The organism is Streptomyces sp. NPDC001137, assembly GCF_040298885.1.
Lineage (GTDB): Bacteria > Actinomycetota > Actinomycetes > Streptomycetales > Streptomycetaceae > Streptomyces.
This window is the reverse complement of sequence record NZ_JBEPBA010000008.1, coordinates 282,796-304,625: the sequence shown is the minus strand read 5'-3', so window position 1 is coordinate 304,625 and position 21,830 is coordinate 282,796. Positions and strand designations below refer to the sequence as shown.

At 70.3% G+C, this 21,830-nt stretch carries 14 protein-coding genes; 11 read left to right on the top strand and 3 right to left on the bottom strand.

The features are described from left to right. The first annotated feature begins 386 nt into the window (after positions 1 to 386). The 9 genes from leuS to holA all read left to right on the top strand — a co-directional run bounded on the left by leuS (position 387) and on the right by holA (position 12,109). Complete coding sequence (leuS, locus tag ABT254_RS18755) at positions 387 to 3,269, top strand: leucine--tRNA ligase (RefSeq protein ID WP_351470912.1); 2,883 nt, start codon at positions 387 to 389, stop codon at positions 3,267 to 3,269. Positions 3,270 to 3,413: 144 nt separating this feature from the next. Further along, positions 3,414 to 4,148 (top strand): hypothetical protein, encoded by a 735-nt coding sequence (locus tag ABT254_RS18750; protein ID WP_351470909.1) that lies wholly within the window; start codon positions 3,414 to 3,416, stop codon positions 4,146 to 4,148. A gap of 72 nt (positions 4,149 to 4,220) precedes the next feature. Continuing rightward, positions 4,221 to 5,066: a DegV family protein gene (locus ABT254_RS18745; RefSeq protein WP_351470906.1), complete on the top strand. Its 846-nt coding sequence runs from the start codon at positions 4,221 to 4,223 to the stop codon at positions 5,064 to 5,066. Positions 5,067 to 5,185: 119 nt separating this feature from the next. After that, positions 5,186 to 6,184: a ComEA family DNA-binding protein gene (locus tag ABT254_RS18740; RefSeq protein WP_351470904.1), complete on the top strand. Its 999-nt coding sequence runs from the start codon at positions 5,186 to 5,188 to the stop codon at positions 6,182 to 6,184. Continuing rightward, positions 6,181 to 8,931, top strand: a complete 2,751-nt coding sequence (locus ABT254_RS18735; protein WP_351470901.1) for a ComEC/Rec2 family competence protein — start codon at positions 6,181 to 6,183, stop codon at positions 8,929 to 8,931. Before ABT254_RS18740 ends, ABT254_RS18735 begins: the two co-directional genes overlap by 4 nt. A 4-nt stretch (positions 8,932 to 8,935) precedes the next feature. Further along, positions 8,936 to 9,742: an arylamine N-acetyltransferase family protein gene (locus ABT254_RS18730; protein WP_351470898.1), complete on the top strand. Its 807-nt coding sequence runs from the start codon at positions 8,936 to 8,938 to the stop codon at positions 9,740 to 9,742. 142 nt (positions 9,743 to 9,884) lie between these two features. Further along, positions 9,885 to 10,766, top strand: a complete 882-nt coding sequence (locus ABT254_RS18725; RefSeq protein ID WP_351471115.1) for a YceI family protein — start codon at positions 9,885 to 9,887, stop codon at positions 10,764 to 10,766. Between the two features lie 39 nt (positions 10,767 to 10,805). Beyond that, positions 10,806 to 11,051 (top strand): hypothetical protein, encoded by a 246-nt coding sequence (locus ABT254_RS18720; protein ID WP_351470895.1) that lies wholly within the window; start codon positions 10,806 to 10,808, stop codon positions 11,049 to 11,051. 68 nt (positions 11,052 to 11,119) lie between these two features. After that, on the top strand, positions 11,120 to 12,109 hold the full coding sequence (holA, locus tag ABT254_RS18715; protein ID WP_351470892.1) for a DNA polymerase III subunit delta: 990 nt from the start codon (positions 11,120 to 11,122) through the stop codon (positions 12,107 to 12,109). Positions 12,110 to 12,480: 371 nt separating this feature from the next. On the opposite strand, the gene rpsT is transcribed toward holA, so the two are convergent. Continuing rightward, positions 12,481 to 12,747 (bottom strand): 30S ribosomal protein S20, encoded by a 267-nt coding sequence (gene rpsT, locus ABT254_RS18710; protein WP_351470889.1) that lies wholly within the window; start codon positions 12,745 to 12,747, stop codon positions 12,481 to 12,483. Positions 12,748 to 13,002: 255 nt separating this feature from the next. On the opposite strand from rpsT, the gene lepA reads away from it, so the two are divergent. Together lepA and ABT254_RS18700 are read left to right on the top strand one after the other, a co-directional pair. Beyond that, positions 13,003 to 14,871, top strand: a complete 1,869-nt coding sequence (gene lepA / locus ABT254_RS18705) for a translation elongation factor 4 (RefSeq protein WP_351470886.1) — start codon at positions 13,003 to 13,005, stop codon at positions 14,869 to 14,871. 265 nt (positions 14,872 to 15,136) lie between these two features. Continuing rightward, positions 15,137 to 17,011 carry an AMP-dependent synthetase/ligase gene (locus tag ABT254_RS18700; protein WP_351470883.1) on the top strand — a complete coding sequence of 625 codons (1,875 nt, stop codon included), beginning with the start codon at positions 15,137 to 15,139 and terminating at the stop codon, positions 17,009 to 17,011. A gap of 64 nt (positions 17,012 to 17,075) precedes the next feature. On the opposite strand, the gene ABT254_RS18695 is transcribed toward ABT254_RS18700, so the two are convergent. Further along, positions 17,076 to 17,648, bottom strand: a complete 573-nt coding sequence (locus ABT254_RS18695; RefSeq protein ID WP_351470880.1) for a response regulator — start codon at positions 17,646 to 17,648, stop codon at positions 17,076 to 17,078. Positions 17,649 to 17,660: 12 nt separating this feature from the next. Beyond that, a complete protein-coding gene (locus tag ABT254_RS18690) occupies positions 17,661 to 21,719 on the bottom strand; it encodes a HAMP domain-containing protein (RefSeq protein ID WP_450752116.1) in 4,059 nt (1,352 codons plus the stop codon). Between the last annotated feature and the right edge of the window lie 111 nt (positions 21,720 to 21,830).

Below are 21,830 nucleotides of genomic sequence, written 5' to 3'. Positions count from 1 at the left end.
CCCGCTGCCGAACTCTAAGTGGCTCCATACCGATCGGTACGAGGTTTGAGTTATTGCGTTGTTATCTAAGGACAACGCGCTCGCTGCGATGTCCCGGTAGTGGGTGTTACGCGAAGTAACTTTTGACCTTGGTTCAGCTTTTGTCGGGTGGTGACAGTGGTACCAAGGAGCCATACGGAAGCGCGTCGCATCGTGCTCAAGCGCTGCGGTACCCTAACGCCATGCGTGCTGTACGCCTTCTGCTTAGCGGGCCGCGCTGATCAGTCCCGACCACCGGGCGAATCGGATGGTCGGAATCGGCGCGGCGTCCCCTCCTGTGCGAGGGGATTTTTCGTTTCTCGAACGACACCGCTGCTGGCAGAGACGATCGATGGAGCTTAAGGATCATGAGCGAGACGAACCCCGCTGCCGCCGCCGAGGCGGCAGCGCCGCACCGCTACACGGCCGCCGTCGCGGCCGAGATCGAGGCACGCTGGCAGGACTTCTGGGACGCCGAGGGCACGTACGCGGCGCCGAACCCCAAGGGTGACCTGGCCGGTGACCCCGAGGTCGTCGCCCGGCCCAAGAAGTTCATCATGGACATGTTCCCGTACCCCTCGGGTGCGGGCCTGCACGTCGGCCACCCCCTGGGGTACATCGCCACCGACGTCTTCGCACGCTTCCAGCGCATGACCGGCCACAACGTCCTGCACACCCTGGGCTTCGACGCCTTCGGCCTGCCCGCCGAGCAGTACGCCGTGCAGACCGGCACGCACCCGCGGGTCTCCACCGAGGCCAACATCGAGAACATGAAGGCCCAGCTGCGCCGGCTGGGACTGGGCCACGACAGGCGCCGGTCGTTCGCCACGATCGACCCGGACTACTACAAGTGGACCCAGTGGATCTTCCTGCAGATCTTCAACTCCTGGTACGACGAAGAGGCGAACAAGGCCCGCCCGATCTCCGAGCTGATCGCCCAGTTCGAGACCGGTGAGCGCGCCGTACCGGGCCACACGCGCGCGTGGCACGAGCTGAGCGCCACGGAGCGTGCCGACGTCCTGAGCGAGTTCCGCCTGGCGTACGCCTCCGACGCGCCGGTCAACTGGTGCCCCGGCCTGGGCACCGTGCTGGCCAACGAGGAGGTCACCGCCGACGGCCGCTCCGAGCGCGGCAACTTCCCGGTCTTCAAGGCCAAGCTGCGCCAGTGGAACATGCGCATCACCGCCTACGCCGACCGGCTGCTGGACGACCTGGAGGCGCTGGACTGGCCCGAGGCCATCAAGCTGCAGCAGCGCAACTGGATCGGCCGCTCCGAGGGCGCCCGCGTCGACTTCCCGATCGACGGCGAGCGCATCACGGTCTTCACCACCCGCCCGGACACCCTGTTCGGCGCGACCTACATGGTGCTGGCCCCCGAGCACCCGCTGGTCGAGAAGTTCACCCCGGCCGCCTGGCCGGAGGGCACGCACGAGGTGTGGACCGGCGGTCACGCCACCCCCGCCGAGGCCGTCGCGGACTACCGCGCCCAGGCCGCCTCGAAGTCCGACGTCGAGCGGCAGGCCGAGGCCAAGGACAAGACCGGCGTCTTCATCGGCGCGTACGCGACCAACCCGGTCAACGGCGAGCAGGTCCCCGTCTTCATCGCCGACTACGTCCTGATGGGCTACGGCACCGGCGCGATCATGGCCGTACCGGCGCACGACAGCCGTGACTTCGAGTTCGCGCGCGCCTTCGAGCTGCCGATCAACTGCGTCGTCGAGCCGACCGACGGCCGCGGCACGGACACGTCCACCTGGGACGAGGCCTTCGTCTCCTACGACGCGAAGATCGTCAACTCCGTCGGCGAGGGTGTCCGTCTGGACGGCCTGGGCGTCGTCGAGGCCAAGGCGCGCATCACCGAGTGGCTGGCGCGCAAGGGCATCGGCGAGGGCACCGTCAACTTCCGTCTGCGCGACTGGCTGTTCAGCCGCCAGCGCTACTGGGGCGAGCCCTTCCCGATCGTCTACGACGAGGACGGCATCGCCCACGCGCTGCCCGAGTCGATGCTGCCGCTGGAGCTGCCGGAGGTCGAGGACTACTCGCCGCGCACCTTCGACCCGGACGACGCGAACACGTCCCCGGAGACGCCGCTGTCCCGCAACGAGGACTGGGTCAACGTCACGCTGGACCTGGGCGACGGTCCGAAGCGGTACCGCCGCGAGACCAACACCATGCCCAACTGGGCCGGTTCCTGCTGGTACGAGCTGCGCTACCTGGACCCGCACAACAGCGAGCAGCTGGTCGACCCCGAGATCGAGCAGTACTGGATGGGCCCGCGCGAAGGTCAGCCGCACGGCGGCGTCGACCTGTACGTGGGCGGCGCCGAGCACGCCGTGCTGCACCTGCTGTACGCGCGCTTCTGGTCCAAGGTCCTGTACGACCTGGGGCACGTCTCCTCCGCGGAGCCGTTCCACAAGCTGTTCAACCAGGGCATGATCCAGGCCTACGTCTACCGGGACAGCCGTGGCATCGCGGTGCCGGCCGCCGAGGTGGAGGAGCGCGACGGCGCCTACTACTACCAGGGCGAGAAGGTCTCCCGGCTGCTGGGCAAGATGGGCAAGTCCCTGAAGAACGCGGTCACTCCGGACGAGATCGCCGCCGAGTACGGCGCCGACACCCTGCGCCTGTACGAGATGGCGATGGGCCCGCTGGACGTGTCGCGGCCGTGGGACACGCGCGCGGTGGTGGGCCAGTTCCGGCTGCTGCAGCGGCTGTGGCGCAACATCGTCGACGAGACGACCGGCGAGGTCACCGTCGTCGACGTCGCGGACGCCGACATCGACGTGGAGACGCTGCGCGCCCTGCACAAGGCGATCGACGGCGTGCGCCAGGACCTGGAGGGCCTGCGCTTCAACACCGCCATCGCCAAGATCACCGAGCTGAACAACCACCTGACCAAGGCGGGTGGCCCGGTACCGCGCTCCGTCGCCGAGGCCCTGGTGCTGCTGGTGGCCCCGCTGGCCCCGCACATCGCCGAGGAGCTGTGGCACAAGCTGGGCCACACCGACTCGGTGGTCCACCAGGACCTGCCGGTCGCCGACCCGGCGTACGTGGTCGACGAGTCCGTGACCTGCGTGGTGCAGATCAAGGGCAAGGTCAAGGCGCGGCTGGAGGTCTCGCCGGCCATCTCCGAGGAGGAGCTGGAGAAGGTCGCGCTGGCCGACGAGAAGGTCGTCGCCGCGCTGGACGGCGCCGGGATCCGCAAGGTGATCGTGCGGGCGCCGAAGCTGGTCAACATCGTTCCCGCGTAGGCACCGCGGACGGCCGGGGCGTGAGCGCCTCGGGGTAGTCCCCTACGGGCAGGTTCGGGGTTCTTCTGGAACCCCGGGCCTGCCCGCCTCGTTTACCGTGGAAGAAGCGACGCGGGGTGTGTCGCGACCGTCGGAGGAGGAGCGGTGGAAGCAGTGATCGCAGTGTTCGCCCTGCTCTTCGTGCTCTTCCTGGTACTCGGCGCCTATGCGACGGTGAAGGCCGTCGGCGCCGCCAAGCGCGGCGTGGACCGCACGATCACCCAGGCCCGCCGCACGGTCGAGGACCACACCCTGCGGGCCAAGTCCTTCGCCCAGCCCGGAGCCGCGGGCGAACTGGCCCAGCTGCGGCTGAAGCTGCGCACGTCGATGCGTGCCACACAGGACGCGCTGCACGCGGGCGTGGCCGAGGACGAGTCCCTCAAGGAGTCGCTCGGCCTCTTCGAGCGCCTCAGCGCGCACGGACACGAACTGGACGGCGATCTCAAGCGCCTGGAGGCCGAGCCGGACCGCACGACGCTCGCCGAACGGCTGCCCGCCCTTCGGGAGCGCACCGAGCGCATCGTGCAGTCGGCGGACGCACTGCGCTGGGCGGCCCGCGACCGGGCCCGCCGCTTCGCCGACGACGACCTGGAAACGCTGAGCGCCCAGATAGACGTCGAGGCGGGAGCCCTGCGGCACTGGACGAAAGCGGAACCGGCGGCGGGCCCGCCGCCGTGGCCCGAGGCCCCCGCCGCCGACGCCGACGCATCCCGGCAGACCTGGCCCGACGGGCCCCGGTCCCGCACTGCCGAGGAGCCGGCGCAGCCCGCCATCACCCCGCCGGGACGGCGCCCCGCCTACCCCTGGCAGAAGAAACCCCGCCCCGAGAGCACTACTTGATCCGGTCAAGGGCAGACCAGGTGAGAGGGGCCGGGCTGCCGTCCCGGCGCTACGGCAGGTAACCTCCAGCTCATGTCCCGCCATGTCGCGATCGTCACCGATTCAACGGCCTACCTGCCGCCGCGGACGATGGAGCGCCACGGCATCACAGCGGTGCCCCTGACCGTGGTCCTCGGCGACCAGGCACTGGACGAGGGCACCGAGATCTCGACGCGCTCCCTGGCCCAGGCACTCCAGAAGCGGCGGCCCGTCACCACCTCGCGCCCCAGCCCCCAGCTCTTCGCCGAGACCTACCGCAAGGTCGCCGAGTCCGGCGCCACCGGCATCGTCTCCCTCCATCTCTCCGCCGAACTGTCGGGCACGTACGACGCGGCGGTCCTCGCGGCACGTGAGGCACCGGTGCCGGTGCGGGTGGTGGACACCGGGGCGGTCGCGATGGCGCTCGGGTTCTGCACGCTCGCCGCGGCCGAGGCGGCGGAGGCGGGCGGCACGGTGGACGAGGCCGTCACGGCCGCGGAGAAGCGGGCTTCCGGCACGTCCGCCTACTTCTACGTCGACACCCTCGACTATCTGCGCCGGGGTGGCCGGATCGGTGCCGCACAGGCGCTGCTGGGCTCGGCGCTCGCCGTGAAGCCGCTGCTGCAGCTGGACGGCGGCCGTATCGAACTCCTGGAGAAGGTCCGCACGGCGTCGAGGGCGATCGCCCGGCTCGAGGAGATCGTGGCGGACCGCGCGGGCAGCGCCCAGGTGGACATCGCCGTCCACCATCTCGCCGCCCCCGAGCGGGCGTCGGCCCTCGCCGACCGGCTCAGGGCGCGGGTGCCCGGGCTGGCCGACCTGCATGTGAGCGAGGTCGGCGCGGTGATCGGGGCGCACACCGGGCCCGGGCTGCTGGGTGTCGTGGTCTCGCCGCGGTGACGGCGGCGCGCCCCGCGCTTTCACCCGTGTGAGGGGCGAAGTTATCCACAACTGGTGGGTAGTCCCCGGGAATTGAGCAAGATCATCGCGATGGTGGCGGAGTGCCCCATCGTCGTGGCATGGCACTTCGATCACGTTCACGCACGGCGACCGCGACCAGTGGCCCGGGGCGCAGCCCCGCCTCCGACGGCCGGATCCGTCATCGTCGCCCCATGGCCCGCAGCCGGGCCCGGCATGCACCGGCAGAGGAACTCCGACAGCGTGCGCAGGTGCTGTTCCCCGAACGGGCGGGGGAATGGCGGGAGTCGGGAGCAGGACCGCCGCTCGCGACCGTCGAGGGGAGCAACCATCCCGTGGGCGGGGTGGCCGCCGAGCGCCCGGACGATCACCGGTCCGCGGAGGCCTGGCGTATGCGGGCGGGGCTTGCGCTGCGCGAGCGGATGCCGCTGTGGCTGCAGGCGAGGTGCGGGCTTGAGCGGCGGAGCGTGGTCGCGCTCACGGCACTGCTCGTCGTTGCCGCGGTGTTCGCCGTCCAGCACTTCTGGGCCGGGCGGACCCAGTCCGTGCGGGCACCCGAAGTGGTGCGGGCGGCCGCTCCCTTCGGCGAGCGGAAGGGGAGCGAGCGGCCAGGGCCGGAGGCTTCGCTCGGGGCGCCGAGTGCCGCAGGCACGACCGGGGCCGAGATCGTCGTGGACGTCAGCGGCAAGGTCCGCGAGCCGGGGATTCATCGCCTGCCCGCGGGTTCACGCGTCGTCGATGCGTTGCGCGCGGCCGGTGGGGTGCGTCCCGGCACGAGCACCGACGGGCTGAACCGGGCCCGCTTCCTCGTGGACGGGGAGCAGGTGGTCGTCGGCGGCCCCGCCGCCCCGGCGCCCGCTGCGGCGGCCGGTGGTCCGGCCGGTCCGGCGGCGGGTGCGGCACCCGCCGCTCCGGTCCCGCTCAACACCGCCACCGTGGACCAGCTCGACACCCTGCCGGACGTCGGCCCCGTACTGGCCCAGCACATCGTCGACTACCGCACCCGGCACGGCGGCTTCCGCTCGGTCGACGAACTGCGCGAGGTCAACGGCATCGGCGACCGCCGTTTCGCCGATCTCCGGAATCTCGTACGGCCATGAGGCGCGCTCCCGATATGCAGGCCGGGCGCGCGGCCGTCCACGCCGCCTCCTCGGGACGGCTCGGAGCCGCCCACCCCCGACAGGAAGGGCCGACGGACCTGCGCCTCGTACCGCCCGCGCTCGCGGTCTGGGCGACGGCCGCGGTGATGCTGGACGCGACGACCGCGTGGGTCATGAGCACGGCGGTGGTGTGCCTCCTCGCGGCCGGTGTGCTGCTGCTCGTAAGGGGACGGGGAGCGGACGGCGGAGGAAGCCGCGGTGGGCAGGGGTGGGGCGGTGGCGGCGCCCGGGGTGGAGGCTCCGGCGGTGGCCGGCGGGGCGGCGGTGCTCCGGCCGACGACCCGCGGGCGATCCGCGCTCCCGCCGGTGGCAACCACGGCGGTGGTGGCGGCCCGGTGTCCGAGCAATCAGCGCCCGGGCCCGTGCCCGCGGACAGGGCTTCGCGGGCGGGTGGCCGGCCGGCGCGTGGGGCGTGGCCGCGGGTCTCCGTCGCCGCCGTCCTGCTCTGCGTCGCCGCGGCCGCCGTGTCCGCGGGGCTGCACGGTGCCGACGTCCGGCGAGGCCCCGTGCCCGAACTGGCACGGAGGTACGCCACCGTGACCGCCGAGGTCGAGGTCGGCTCCGACCCACGCGTCAGCCGGCCCCGGATCAGCGGGGACCATGTCGCCCGGGCCTCCGTACTGATCGAGGGGGAGGTCCGGCGGGTGGAGGAGGCGGGCGGTGCGGCGGTGGTGACCCGGACGCCCGTGCTGGTCATCGTCGACGCGGGCACACATGGTTCCGGAAAGGAGACCTCCGCCGAGGGGCCACCACGATCTCCCTGGCTCGAGCTGTTGCCCTCCACGCGGGTCCGGGTCGTTGCGCGGTTGGCGCCCCCGGCGGTCGAGGGCGACCGGGTGGCCGCCGTGCTGCGGGTGCGGGGCAGGACCGCGCCGGAGGTGGTGGACGGGCCGTCGGGGGTGCAGCGGTTCGCGGGGCGGTTGCGGGCCGGTCTGCGGGAGGCGACCGAGGGGCTGCCGGCGGACGCCAGGGCGTTGCTGCCCGGCCTGGTCGTCGGGGACACCTCGCGGATCACCCCGGAGCTGGACGAGGCCTTCAAGGAGACCGACCTCGCCCACACGCTCGCCGTGTCCGGGAGCAACCTCACGATCATCCTCGCCCTGCTCATCGGGCCGGCAGGCACGGCCCAAATGGTGGAGCGCCGCGGACTCGCACCCCGGCTCGGCATCCCGCTCAGGACGACCGCGCTGCTCGCGGGAGCCCTCACCCTCGCCTTCGTGATCGTGTGCAGACCGGATCCGAGTGTGCTGCGGGCCGCGGCCTGCGGGGCCGTCGTCCTGCTGGCCCTGGCCACCGGACGCCGCAGATCGCTCATCCCGGCGCTGGCGACGGCGGTCCTGGTCCTCGTGCTGTACGACCCGTGGCTGGCCCGCAGTTACGGCTTCCTGCTCTCCGTACTGGCCACCGGCGCCCTGCTCACGCTCGCGCCCCGCTGGAGCGAGGCCCTGCGAAGGCGCCGGGTCCCGCCGAGGCTCGCCGAGGGGCTGGCCGCCGCGGCCGCGGCACAGGCGCTGTGCGCGCCCGTCGTCGCCGTGCTGTCGGCGCGGGTGAGTCTGGTGGCGGTGCCGTGCAATCTGCTCGCCGAGATCGCGGTGGCACCCGCCACCGTGCTGGGCTTCGCGGCGCTGGCGACGGCGCCCGTGCTGATGCCGGTGGCCAAGGCGCTGGCCTGGTGCGCGAGTTGGCCCGCGGGCTGGATCGCGGGCATCGCCCGGACGGGGGCCGCCCTGCCCGGCGGGGGAGTGGACTGGCCGGGCAGCTGGAGCGGGGCGGGGCTGCTCGCCCTGGTCACGCTGACCGTGCTGCTGATCGGCCGACGGTTGCTGAGACGTCCGTGGTGGTGTGCTGCCTGCGGGGTGCTGCTCGTGCTCGTCGTCGTGCAGCCGCCACCGCTGACCAGAGTGATCACGGGGTGGCCGCCGACGGGGTGGCGGTTCGCCATGTGCGACGTGGGGCAGGGCGACGCGACGGTCCTCGCGGCGGGTGACGGCAGCGGGGTGGTGGTGGACGCCGGGCCCGATCCCACGCTCGTCGACCACTGCCTGCGCACCCTCGGCATCACCAGGATCCCCCTGGTCGTGCTCACCCACTTCCACGCCGACCATGTGGCCGGGCTGCCCGGCGTGCTGCGCGGACGTTCGGTCGGCGCGATCGAGACGACGGGCTTCGAGGAACCCGCGGACCAGGTCCGGTTCGTGCGGAAGGAGGCGGCGGCGCGCCACATCCCGCTCACCCGGGCCGTGGCCGGGGAGCAGCGCCGGACCGGCTCGCTCTCCTGGCAGGTGCTGTGGCCCCCGCCCGGCCCGGCGCCTGATCCGGACGGCCCGAACGACGCCAGCGTCGCCCTGCTGGCCAGGTCGGGCGGGCTGCGGCTGCTGCTGCTCGGGGACCTCGAACCCCCGGCCCAGCAGGCGCTGTTGAGATCGCCGGAGGGTGCGCTGATCGGCGGTGTGGACGTGCTCAAGGTGGCCCATCACGGTTCGGCGTACCAGGACCCGGAGCTGATGCGCAGGGTGGCTCCGCGGATCGCGCTGATCAGCTGCGGGGAGCACAACATGTACGGCCACCCCGCCCCCAGCACGGTCGCCGCACTGCGGGCCGGGGGCGCCGTGGTGCTGCGGACGGACCGGGACGGAGCCCTCGCGGTCATGGGGGAAGGCAGGGAGCTGGGGGTGGCGCGAGACTGAGGGCATGAATTCTGCACAGGTCGATGCCTACCTCCACCGCCTGGGAGCCGAGCCGTTGAAGCCGGCCGCCGGCGCCACCGCCGATGTGCTGCGCGAGCTGCATCTGCGCCACCTGCGGGCAGTGCCCTTCGAGAACCTGTCGATCCACCTCGGCGAGGAGATCGTGCTGGAGGAGGAGCGGCTGCTGGACAAGGTGGTGGGGGCCCGGCGGGGCGGGTTCTGCTACGAACTCAACGGCGCGTTCGGGACCTTGCTCGGCGCCCTCGGGTTCGAGGTCACGTTGCTCGCGGCGCGGGTGCACGGGGACGGGGGGCGGCTCGGGATCCCGTACGACCATCTCGCGCTGCGGGTGCGGGCGTCGGACGGCAGTGAGTGGCTGGCGGACGTGGGCTTCGGGGCGCACAGCCACTACCCGCTGGCCTTCGGGGAAAGGGGCGAGCAGAAGGATCCCGGCGGCAGCTTCCGGATCGTCGAGGCCGGGCCGGACCTGGACGTCGTCGTGAACGACAGGCCGCAGTACCGGCTGGAGGTACGGCCGCGTGAGCTCGGCGACTTCGTGGCCGGGGCGTGGTGGCACAGCACCTCGCCGGCGTCGCACTTCGTGCAGTCCCTGGTGTGTTCAAGGGTGACGGAGGACGGAGGGAGGATCACGCTCAGCGGGCGCACGTTCAAGGTCACGGGCGCCGACGGAGCCCGGCAGGAGCGGGAGTTGGGCAGCGACGAGGAGGTGCTCGGGGTCTACCGGGAGCGGTTCGGGATCGAGCTCGGCTGTGTGCCGACTGTGCGAAATCCCCTCGCGGTGACTGATTGAGGTCACATGGCGTCACAAGGGGCCAGAGGGGACCAGTCGTTGCTACTCATGCGTAGGCACCCCGTGTTGCCTCGAAAGCCGCATCGGTGATCGAATGTCTCTTCGGCAACAGAAGATGTCGAGGCGCACAGGGGTGGCGTGGATGTTCGGCCGCTGGCTGGGAAACCGAACGAACAGGGTGCAACGGACGAGTCCCCTGGCGGCGGTGCAGACCCCGCCCAGTGCCGGGGTGCTGAGCTGCCGGGTGCTGGATCCGGTCAACGAGCCGGTGACCCATGCGGAGTTCGCGGTCACCGACACCATGGGGCGCAAGGTGGTCGGCGGGGAGACGGATCCCTACGGGTCGTTCGTGACGACGGTGCCCGCCGGGGAGTACCGGCTGGCGGTGTCCGCCGAGGGATACACGCCCTACCGGGCCGGCGCGACCGTCGTGGAGAACGCGCTCGCCTCGCTGGGGGATGTGACGCTCCAGGTCGCGAGGCCGCCGGAGCTGCCGTCGGCGGGCGACTGGGAGATCGAGCCCACGCATTCCTCGATCGGGTTCACCGCGCGGCACATCGGGCTGGCCCGCATCCACGGCCGGTTCAACTCCTTCGCGGGGGCCGTGCGGATCACCGAGCCGGTGGAGCAGTCGGCGATGCACGTGGTGATCGACGCGGCGTCCATCGACACCAACGTCCGGATGCGGGACGACCATCTGCGGTCCGGGGACTTCCTGGACGTGGTGCGCTTTCCGACGCTGGAGTTCTACAGCGAGCGGTTCGTGCACAAGGGCGGGAACCGGTGGGCGGTCACCGGTGCGCTGTCGCTGCACGGTGTGACGCGTACGGTCACGCTCGACACCGAGTACCTCGGGCTCGGCAACGGCATGGAGGGCGAGGTGCGGGCGGCCTGCCGGGCCACGACGGAACTGCACCGGGACGACTTCACGGTGAGCTGGCAGACGATGCTGGCGCGGGGGATCGCGGTGGTGGGGCCGAGCATCCGGGTCGACCTCGACGTGCAGATCGTCCGCAAAGGGTGAGCTGCGGGCGCCCGTGTCGGGTGCCGGACAATGGCTGCCGTGAGTGATGTGAGACATGTGCTGGTGCTGCCCGACCGCGATGCCGCGGAGGCGGTGGCCGAGGCGCTCGGGGAGCGGTTCGAGGTGTCCGAGGAGCCGCAGCTCGTACGGGACGCCCTGGCCGGTGAGGACGACGCTGAGGACGCGCAGTGGCTGGTCGTGCTGCGCGACGAGGACGGGCGGCTGGACCCCGGGGAGCTGGACGCGTTCGCGGGGGAGTGGGACGGGTGGCGGGAGGAGCCCTGAGGCTGCGGCGACAACCGTAGGTCTGCGCCGGACACCCGTTGTCAGTGCCCCGTGCCATGCTTGTCGCGATGGCCAGGAAGACTGCTGAAGACGACCCTCTCGCCCCGGTGACGCTTGCCGTGGGCCAGGAGGACCTCCTGCTCGACCGTGCCGTGCGGGAGGTGGTGGCCGCCGCCAGGGCCGCCGACGCCGACACGGACGTACGCGACCTGACACCGGAACAGTTGCAGCCCGGCACGCTCGCCGAGCTGACCAGCCCCTCGCTCTTCGCCGAGCGCAAGGTCGTGGTCGTACGCGATGCCCAGGATCTCTCCGCCGACACGGTCAAGGACGTGAAGGCCTATCTCGGGGCGCCCGCCGAGGAGATCACCCTCGTGCTGGTGCATGCGGGCGGGGCCAAGGGCAAGGCCCTTCTCGACGCCGCGCGCAAGGTCGGGGCGCGGGAGGTGGCCTGTCCGAAGATGACCAAGCCGGCGGATCGGCTGGCCTTCGTGCGCGGGGAGTTCAGGGCGGCCGGGAGATCCGCCACGCCCGAGGCCTGCCAGGCGCTCGTCGACGCCATCGGGAGCGATCTGCGGGAGCTGGCGTCCGCCGTCTCCCAGCTGGTCGCCGACGTCGAGGGGACCATCGACGAGGCCGTCGTCGGGCGGTACTACACGGGGCGGGCCGAGGCGTCGAGCTTCACGGTTGCCGACCGGGCCGTGGAGGGGCGGGCGGCCGAGGCCCTGGAGGCGCTCAGATGGTCCCTGGCCACCGGGGTGGCGCCGGTGATGATCACCAGTGCGCTGGCGCAGGGTGTGCGGGCGATCGGGAAGCTGTCGTCCGCTCGCGGGGGCCGGCCGGCCGATCTGGCGCGTGAGCTGGGCATGCCGCCGTGGAAGATCGACCGGGTGCGGCAGCAGATGCGGGGGTGGACACCGGACGGGGTGGCGGTCGCCCTGCGTGCGGTCGCGGAGGCGGACGCGGGAGTGAAGGGGGGCGGGGACGATCCCGAGTACGCGTTGGAGAAGGCGGTCGTGGTGATCGCCCGGGCCGCGCGGTCCCGGGGGCGGGCGTAGGAGGCCGGTCGGCTTGGCGGATTCGCCCCCGCCGCCCCTACCCGTCCCCTCTCTCCAGGGGGCGCTGCCCCTTCGACCCCGCTGTGGGCTGCCGTCCCCAGGCCCTCGCTACGGCCTGAACGGCCTCGTCCTCAAACTCCCCCGGGGGGTGCCCCCAGACGGGCTGAAAGGACGCCGAAGGCCCCGGCACCCTGCCCTGGGGAAGGGCTGGATGCCGGGGCCTTCGGCTCAAGCTGCCGGATCCGCGCCCGCGTGGCGAACGCAGGCCGCGCGCGGATCCTCGGGTGCCGGTCGGGAGCGGATGAGAGAGGGCCCGCTCTGGGTCCTTCCGGCGGTTCGGTCCCGGGGGACCGGTCAGATCAGTAAGAGGTTCAGCCCTGGATGGAGGCGACCTTGGAAGCAAGCGCCGACTTCTTGTTGGCGGCCTGGTTCTTGTGGATGACGCCCTTCGCGACGGCCTTGTCGAGCTGACGCGCGGCAGCGCGCTGGTACTCGGTGGCCTTCTCGACGTCACCCGCGGCAGCGGCCTCGCGGGCCTTGCGGATCGCGGTCTTCAGGGAGGACTTGACGGCCTTGTTGCGCAGCCGGGCCTTCTCGTTGGTCTTGATCCGCTTGATCTGGGACTTGATGTTCGCCACTGATTGAGCCTTTTCAGGTTCAGGCACAGGGCCAGGAGCACTCTGCGCAGGAATACGCAGGAGTTACCGGGTCCCGTACCAGGTGATTTCTTGGGAGTTGTGCCTCGCGCTGAGAGGGCATGAGACACAGCCACCCAGAGTACCAGTGGCCGTCCCGGCGGCCCAAAACGGTCCCCGGTCGCCACCCGTGGGACCATGGAACCTACGTATCGATCCGACCCGAGGCATAAGGCGCCTCAAGAGACAGGACCCTGCGTGCCCGCGACCCCTAACAATGTGCCCGAGCCGAGCCGTACCGACCCGGCTCTGATCCGCAATTTCTGCATCATCGCGCACATCGACCACGGCAAGTCCACGCTCGCCGACCGGATGCTCCAGCTGACCGGTGTGGTCGAGCAGCGGCAGATGCGTGCTCAGTACCTCGACCGGATGGACATCGAGCGCGAGCGTGGCATCACGATCAAGTCCCAGGCGGTGCGGCTGCCCTGGGCTCCGACCCACGAGCCCGGCAACACGCACATCCTCAACATGATCGACACCCCGGGGCACGTCGACTTCACCTACGAGGTCTCGCGGTCGCTCGCCGCCTGCGAGGGCACCGTCCTCCTCGTCGACGCCGCCCAGGGCATCGAGGCCCAGACCCTCGCCAACCTCTATCTGGCGATGGAGAACGACCTCACGATCATCCCCGTACTGAACAAGATCGACCTGCCGGCCGCGCAGCCCGAGAAGTTCGCCGAGGAGCTCGCGAACCTCGTCGGCTGCGACCCGGACGACGTGCTGCGGGTGTCCGCCAAGACCGGCCTCGGCGTCGACGCGCTGCTCGACAAGGTGGTCAAGGAGATCCCGGCGCCGGTCGGCGTCGCGGACGCCCCCGCCCGCGCGATGATCTTCGACTCCGTCTACGACTCCTACCGCGGTGTCGTGACGTACGTACGAGTCGTCGACGGGCAGCTCAACAAGCGTGAGCGGATCCGGATGATGTCCACCGGCGCCACGCACGAGCTGCTGGAGATCGGCACGAACTCGCCGGAGATGCTCGGCGCGGACGGGCTCGGCGTCGGCGAGGTGGGCTACCTCATCACGGGTGTGAAGGACGTCCGGCAGTCCAAGGTCGGTGACACCATCACCAGCCTGGCCAAGGGCGCGACCGAGGCCCTCGGGGGGTACAAGGACCCGAAGCCGATGGTCTTCTCCGGGCTGTATCCGCTGGACGGCTCCGACTACCCCGAGCTGCGTGACGCCCTCGACAAGCTCCAGCTCAACGACGCGGCGCTCGTCTACGAGCCGGAGACCTCCGCCGCCCTCGGCTTCGGTTTCCGCGTCGGCTTCCTGGGGCTGCTGCACCTGGACGTGATCCGTGAGCGGCTGGAGCGCGAGTTCGGGCTCGACCTCATCGCGACCGCTCCGAACGTGGTCTACCGGGTGCTCATGGAGGACGGGACCGAGCACACGGTCACCAACCCCAGCGAGTTCCCCGAGGGCAAGATCAACGAGGTGTACGAGCCCGTCGTACGCGCCACGATCCTCGCCCCCAGCGAGTTCATCGGCTCGATCATGGAGCTGTGCCAGACCCGGCGCGGCACCCTGCTCGGCATGGACTACCTCTCCGAGGACCGCGTCGAGATCCGCTACACGCTCCCCCTCGCGGAGATCGTCTTCGACTTCTTCGACCAGCTGAAGTCGAAGACGCGCGGTTATGCCTCGCTGGACTACGAGCCCACCGGCGAGCAGACCTCCAGCCTGGTCAAGGTCGACATCCTGCTGCACGGCGACAAGGTCGACGCCTTCTCCGCGATCACCCACAAGGACGCGGCCTATGCCTACGGTGTGCGGCTCGTCGCCAAGCTGCGCGAGCTCATCCCGCGGCAGGCCTTCGAGGTGCCCATCCAGGCCGCCATCGGCTCCCGGGTGATCGCCCGCGAGACCATCCGCGCCATCCGCAAGGACGTCCTCGCCAAGTGCTACGGCGGTGACATCTCCCGTAAGCGGAAGCTGCTGGAGAAGCAGAAGGAGGGCAAGAAGCGGATGAAGATGGTGGGTTCCGTGGAGGTTCCGCAGGAGGCCTTCATCGCCGTGCTCTCCAGCGATGACAGCGCGGGGTCGGGCAAGAGCAAGAAGTAACCGCGAGTAACAACGGGTTGCGGCACCAATCCGGACACAACAGGGGCTCGGCGTACGAAAGTGCGGCGAGCCCCTACGCGTGCGTAGTGTCGCTCTCTGTAGGAAGTGACAGGCCGCCGCCCCTTACGAACCGGCCGGTCGGGCTCTACCCTGATCTCTGCTCGATAGTTACTCGCGAGTTAAACAACGCTTGCGAGTCGATACAGCCGCAGTCAATACCGCCGCACTTGAGCCAGCCGCACTGCCGCGGGCCCCGGAGGATGTCGTGAGCGACACACAGACACTGATCGAGAACCGTCCGCCGAGCGTGGCGACCCTCTTCCTGGAACGCGTTGCGGCCACACCCGACGCGGAGGCCTACCGCTACCCGGTGGCGCCCGCCTCCGGTGAGGGCCCCGACGACTGGAAGACCCTCAGCTGGGCGCAGGCCGCCGAGCGGGTCTACGCGATCGCGGCCGGTCTGATCGAACTCGGAGTGCAGCCCGAGCAGCGCGTCGCGCTCGCCTCCTCCACCCGGGTCGAGTGGATCCTCGCCGACCTCGGCATCCTGTGCGCCGGAGCGGCCACGACCACGGTCTACCCGCAGACCAACGCCGACGAGTCGGCGTTCATCCTCTCCGACTCCGACAGCCGGGTGCTGATCGCGGAGGACGCGGCACAGCTCGCCAAGGCGGTCGAGAAGCGCGCCGAGCTGCCCGACCTCACCCATGTCGTCGTGATCGACCCGGCCGGCGTCGAGACCGGCGACTGGGTCCTCACCCTCAGTGAGCTGGAGGCCCGGGGCGCCGCCCGCCTGGAGAAGGACCCCGACCTGATCAAGGAGCGGGTCGGTGCGATCACGTCCGATCAGCTCGCGACGCTGATCTACACCTCGGGCACGACCGGCCGCCCCAAGGGTGTGCGCCTGCCGCACGACAACTGGTCGTACATGGCGAAGGCGATCGCCGCGACCGGGCTGATCAGTGGCGAGGACGTGCAGTACCTGTGGCTGCCCCTCGCGCACGTCTTCGGCAAGGTGCTCACCTCGGGGCAGATCGAGGTCGGGCACGTCACCGCCGTCGACGGCCGCGTCGACAAGATCATCGAGAATCTGCCGGTCGTGAAGCCGACGTACATGGCGGCCGTCCCGCGCATCTTCGAGAAGGTCTACAACGGGGTCGCGGCCAAGGCGAAGGCCGGCGGCGGCGCCAAGTACAAGATCTTCCAGTGGGCGGCCGGGGTCGCCCGCGAGTACGCCAAGGTCGCGCAGGACAACTTCCGGCGCACCGGCACGGCGTCCGTCCCGTTCTCGCTCGGCGCCAAGCACAAGGTCGCCGACGCGCTGGTCTTCGCCAAGATCCGCGAGGCGTTCGGCGGGAACCTGCGGGCGTGCGTCTCCGGGTCGGCCGCGCTCGCGCCCGAGATCGGCTACTTCTTCGCCGGCGCCGGCATCCACATCCTCGAGGGCTACGGCCTCACGGAGTCCTCGGCGGCTTCCTTCGTGAACCCAGGCGAGGCCTACCGCACCGGCACGGTCGGCAAGCCGCTGCCCGGCACGGAGGTGCGTATCGCGGACGACGGGGAGATCCTGCTGCGCGGTCCGGGCATCATGGAGGGCTACCACGGGCTGCCCGAGAAGACGGCCGAGGTGCTGGAGTCGGACGGCTGGTTCCACACCGGTGACATCGGCGAGCTGTCGCCCGACGGGTATCTGCGCATCACCGACCGCAAGAAGGACCTCATCAAGACGTCCGGCGGCAAGTACATCGCGCCCGCGGAGGTCGAGGGGCAGTTCAAGGCGGTGTGCCCGTACGTCTCCAACATCCTGGTGCACGGGGCCGACCGGAACTTCTGCACGGCGCTGATCGCTTTGGACGAGCCGTCGATTCTGCAGTGGGCCTCGGAGAACGGCCTTGGCGGCAAGTCGTACGCCGAGGTGGTGGCCGCGCCGGCGACGGTTGCGCTCATCGAGGGGTATGTCACGGAGCTCAACCAGGGGTTGCAGCGGTGGCAGACGGTCAAGAAGTTCCGGCTGCTGCCGCGTGACCTCGACGTCGAGCACGGGGAGATCACGCCCAGCCTGAAGCTGAAGCGGCCTGTTGTCGAGCGGGAGTACAAGCACCTCATTGATGAGATGTACGCGGGGACGCGCGAAGCGTAGGGGGTGGCGGGGACTGTTGGCGGCTCACGGTTCGTCGTGGCTTGTCGCGCAGTTCCCCGCGCCCCTAAAGGCCGCGGCCCCTGGCTACCAGTTGCCGTAGCTCTCGGACCTGTTCGCGCAGTGCGGGCAGGTCCGGGGCCTCGTCGGCGAGATCGGCATCCAGCGTCGCCAGTCGGCTGCCCACCTCGCCGTAATCCGCCTGCTCCTGGGCCACCAAACGTTCCAGCTGCTGGTTCTTGCGGTGGAGGTCCAGGAAGACGGTGACCTTTGCGCGGAGGACCCAGGGGTCGAAGGGCTTGGTGAGGTAGTCCGCGGCTCCTGTGGCGTAGCCGCGGAACGCGTAGCCGGAGTCGTCCTCCGCGCCGGTCAGGAAGATGATCGGGACGTCCTTGGTCTGGTCGAGCCGCTTGATGTTGGCGGCCGTCTCGAATCCGTCCATGCCGGGCATGCGGACGTCGAGCAGGACGAGGGCGAAGTGCTGGCGCAGCAGTGCCTTCATCGCCTCCTCGCCCGAACGTGCGCGTACCAGCGGCTCGTTGAGGGACCCCAGGACGGCCTCCAGCGCGATCAGGTTGTCCTCCATGTCGTCCACGAGGAGGATGCTGGCGCGCTCGTTGGTCGTTGCCTCAGCGCTCATGATGAGTGTGCCTCATTCGGTGTTCGGCCCTGCCGCCGCTTCCTCGGTCGTGCCCGGCTGCGGGGCAGTGGTGTCGGTGGTCTCGTCGGGGCCCTCCGGATCCAGTAGTGCGCAGACGACCGTCAGCAGCTGATCGACGTCCACCGGCTTCGGTACGTAGTCGTTCGCACCGCGGCCGATGGACTTCTCGCGGTCTCCGGGCATCGCCTTGGCGGTCAGGGCGACGATCGGCAGACCGGACCAGCGGGGGGTGCGGCGGATGGCGGCGATGGTCTCGTAGCCGTCCATCTCCGGCATCATGATGTCCATCAGGACCAGTTCGACGTCCGGGTTGCGCTCAAGGGTCTCGATGCCCTCGCGGCCGTTCTCCGCGTACAGGACCGGCATGCCGACGCGGCCGAGGACATGGGTGAGGGCGAAGACGTTGCGGATGTCGTCGTCGACGATCAACACCCGCCGCCCGGGCAGCACCTGGCCCGCCCGGCCCGTCTTCCACGCCTCCAGTTTGGTGGGCGCCGGCCAGGAGTCGTCCACGTCGTGCGTGGTGGTGAAGGGCTCGGTGGACAGCTGCTCCGGCACCGGCAGGGCACGCTCCTCCGGGGTCGGGCCGGTCGCCAGGTGGCCGGGGCTGACGACGGGGACGTACAGCGTGAAGGTGGACCCCTTGCCGGGCTCGCTGGTGGCGACGATACGGCCGCCGAGCAGGCCCGCGATCTCCCGGCTGATGGACAGGCCGAGGCCGGTGCCGCCGTACTTGCGGTTGGTGGTGCCGTCGGCCTGCTGGAACGCCTCGAAGATCACCGGGAGTTTCTCGGCGGCGATGCCGATGCCGGTGTCCGTGACGGCGAAGGCGATCACGTCGTCGCTGTCGCGGACATGGAGGCGCTCGGGGTCCTTGATCCGGGTCACACGCAGTTCGACCCGACCCGACGCGGTGAACTTGATCGCGTTGGAGAGCAGGTTGCGCAGGATCTGCTGGAGCCGCTGCTCGTCCGAGTACATCTCGCGCGGCACGTCCTCGCCGACCGCCACCTCGAAGGCGAGCCCGCGGTCGAGGGTGAGCGGGCGGAAGGTGGCGTGGACGTAGTCGAGGAGCTTGATGAGCGGCAGCTTCTTCGGGCGTACGTCCATGCGGCCGGCCTCGATCTTCGACAGGTCCAGGATGTCGTTGATCAGCTGGAGGAGGTCCGAGCCGGAGCGGTGGATCGTCGTCGCGAACTGCACTTCCTGGTCGGAGAGATGGCCGTCCGGGTTGTCGGAGAGCAGCCTCGCCAGGATCAGCAGGGAGTTCAGCGGGGTGCGCAGCTCGTGCGACATGTTCGCCAGGAACTCCGACTTGTACTGCGACGAAGTCGCGAGCAGTGCGGCCTTCTCCTCCAGTTCGGCGTTGGAGCGCTGCAACTCGGCCTGCTGCTTCTGGAGTTCGTCCGAGCGTTCCTGGAGCTGCATGGCCAGGCGCTGGGACTCGCCGAGCAGGGATTCCGTACGGGAGTTGGCGATGATCGTGTTGATCGCGACGGCGATGGTGTTCACGAACTGGTCGAAGAAGGCGAGGTGGACGTCGGAGAAGCGGGAGAAGGAGGCCAGCTCGATCACGCCGAGGAGCTTGTCCTCGAAGAGGATCGGGATGATGACGACGCTGGTCGGAGCCGCCTCACCGAGCCCGCTGTTGATCTTGATGTAGTCCGGCGGGGCCTCCTCGACGAGGATGCGCTTCTTCTCGCGCGCCGCCTGCTGCACCAGACCGTGCACCGGGAGGCCTCCGGTCTCGACGGTCGCGCCCTGTGCCGAGCCGTAGCCCGCGATGAACGCCAGTCCTTTCGCAGGAACGGTGGTGCGGAGGGAGGCACCCTCCTCCTCCGGGTCGGCCAGGAAGAACGCGCCGTACTGGGCGTTCACCAGCGGGGTCAGCTCGCGCAGCAGCAGGTCGGCGACCTCCATCAGATCGCGGTGGCCCTGCATCAGCGCGGCCAGGCGGGCCAGGTTGGACTCCAGCCAGTCCTTCGCGCGGGTGGTCTCGCGGAGGTTGGCCACCATCAGGTTGATGTTGTCCTTCAGCTCGGCGACCTCGCCCTGGGTCTCCACGGTGATCGAGCGGGACATGTCGCCCTGGGCCACGGCGGAGGCGACCTCGGCGATCGCGCGGACCTGGGTGGTCAGGTTCGACGCGAGTTCGTTCACGTTCGTCGTCAGGCGCTTCCAGGTGCCGTACACGCCCTCGACCCGTGCCTGGCCGCCGAGTTGGCCCTCGGAGCCGACCTCGCGGGCCACGCGGGTCACCTCGGAGGAGAAGGAGGAGAGGGTGTCGACCATGGTGTTGATGGCGGTCTTCAGCTCCAGGATCTCGCCGCGCGCGTCCACGTCGATCTTCTTGGAGAGGTCGCCGTTGGCGACTGCGGTCGTCACCTGGGCGATGTTCCGCACCTGCGAAGTCAGGTTGTCCGCCATGTAGTTGACGTTGTCGGTCAGATCCCGCCACACCCCGGACACCCCGAGCACCTGGGCCCGGCCGCCGAGCCTGCCGTCGGTGCCGACCTCGCGGGCCACCCTCGTCACCTCGTCGGCGAAGGCGCGCAGCTGCTCCACCATCGTGTTGACGGTGTCCTTCAGCTCCAGGATCTCGCCGCGCGCGTCGACGGTGATCTTCTTGGAGAGGTCGCCGTTGGCGACTGCGGTTGTCACCTGGGCGATGTTGCGGACCTGCGAAGTCAGGTTCAGCGCCATGAAGTTGACGTTGTCGGTGAGGTCCTTCCAGACGCCGGAGACGCCCCGCACCTGCGCCTGGCCGCCCAGGTTTCCTTCGGTTCCGACCTCGCGGGCGACACGGGTGACCTCGTCGGCGAAGGCGGAGAGCTGGTCCACCATGGTGTTGATCGTGGACTTCAGCTCCAGGATCTCGCCCTTCGCCTCGACCGTGATCTTCTTCCCGAGGTCGCCCTGCGCCACCGCGGTCGAGACCAGGGCGATGTTGCGGACCTGCGAAGTCAGGTTGTCCGCCATGAAGTTGACGTTGTCGGTGAGGTCCTTCCAGACGCCGGAGACGCCCCGCACCTGCGCGCGCCCGCCGAGGTTCCCTTCGGTGCCGACCTCGCGGGCCACGCGCGTGACCTCGTCCGCGAAGGCGGAGAGCTGGTCCACCATGGTGTTGATGGTCGACTTCAGTTCCAGGATCTCGCCCTGTGCGTCGACCGTGATCTTCTGGCTCAGGTCGCCGTTGGCGACGGCGGTGGTCACCTGGGCGATGTTGCGGACCTGCGAAGTCAGGTTCGAGGCCATGAAGTTGACGTTGTCGGTCAGGTCCTTCCAGACCCCGCTGACGCCCCGCACCTGGGCCCGCCCGCCCAGCTGGCCCTCGGTGCCGACCTCGCGGGCCACGCGGGTGACCTCGTCGGCGAAGGCGGACAGCTGGTCGACCATCGTGTTCACGGTCAGCTTCAGTTCGAGCAGCTCACCGGTGGCCTCGACCGTGACCGTACGGGTCAGGTCGCCGCGCGCCACCGCCGTCGTCACGAGCGCGATGTCACGCACCTGCGCGGTCAGCCGGGACGCCATCGTGTTGACGGCCTCGGTCACGTCCCGCCAACTGCCGGACAGGCCCGTCACCTTGGCCCGCCCGCCGAGCCGCCCCTCGGTGCCCACCTCGCGCGCGACCCGCGTCACCTCGCCCGTGAACAGCGACAACTGGTCGACCATCTTGTTCACGGCCCGGCCCAGCCGCCGCAGATCACCGCGCAGCTGCCGGTTGCCGTCGTGCAGGTCGACCCGCTGGGTCAGATCGCCGCCGGCCACCGCGTCGAGCACCCGCGTCGCGTTCGCCGCCGGGGCCACCAGGGCGTCGAGCAGCTGGTTCACATCGTTGACCCGGGAGGTCCAGGCGCCCTGCCCGGGGCTTGCCGTGACCCGCTCGTCGAGCCGCCCGTGCCGCACCAACTCCCGCTTCACGCGCTGCACTTCCCCGTTGAAATGCGTGCTGCGGTCCATGATCTGGTTGAAGACGGCCGTCAGCTCGGCCACCATCCCGTGGCCCGTCTCCGGAACCTTCGTGAAGTCGCCGTCCCGGGCGGCGGTCATCGCTGCGAGCAGCGGGCGCAGCTCCGATGCTCGGAGTTGTTCCGGTTTTTGACCGTCTTCGAGCACACGCGTAGCACTGTTCTCACTCATGGCGGCCCACTTCGGTAACTC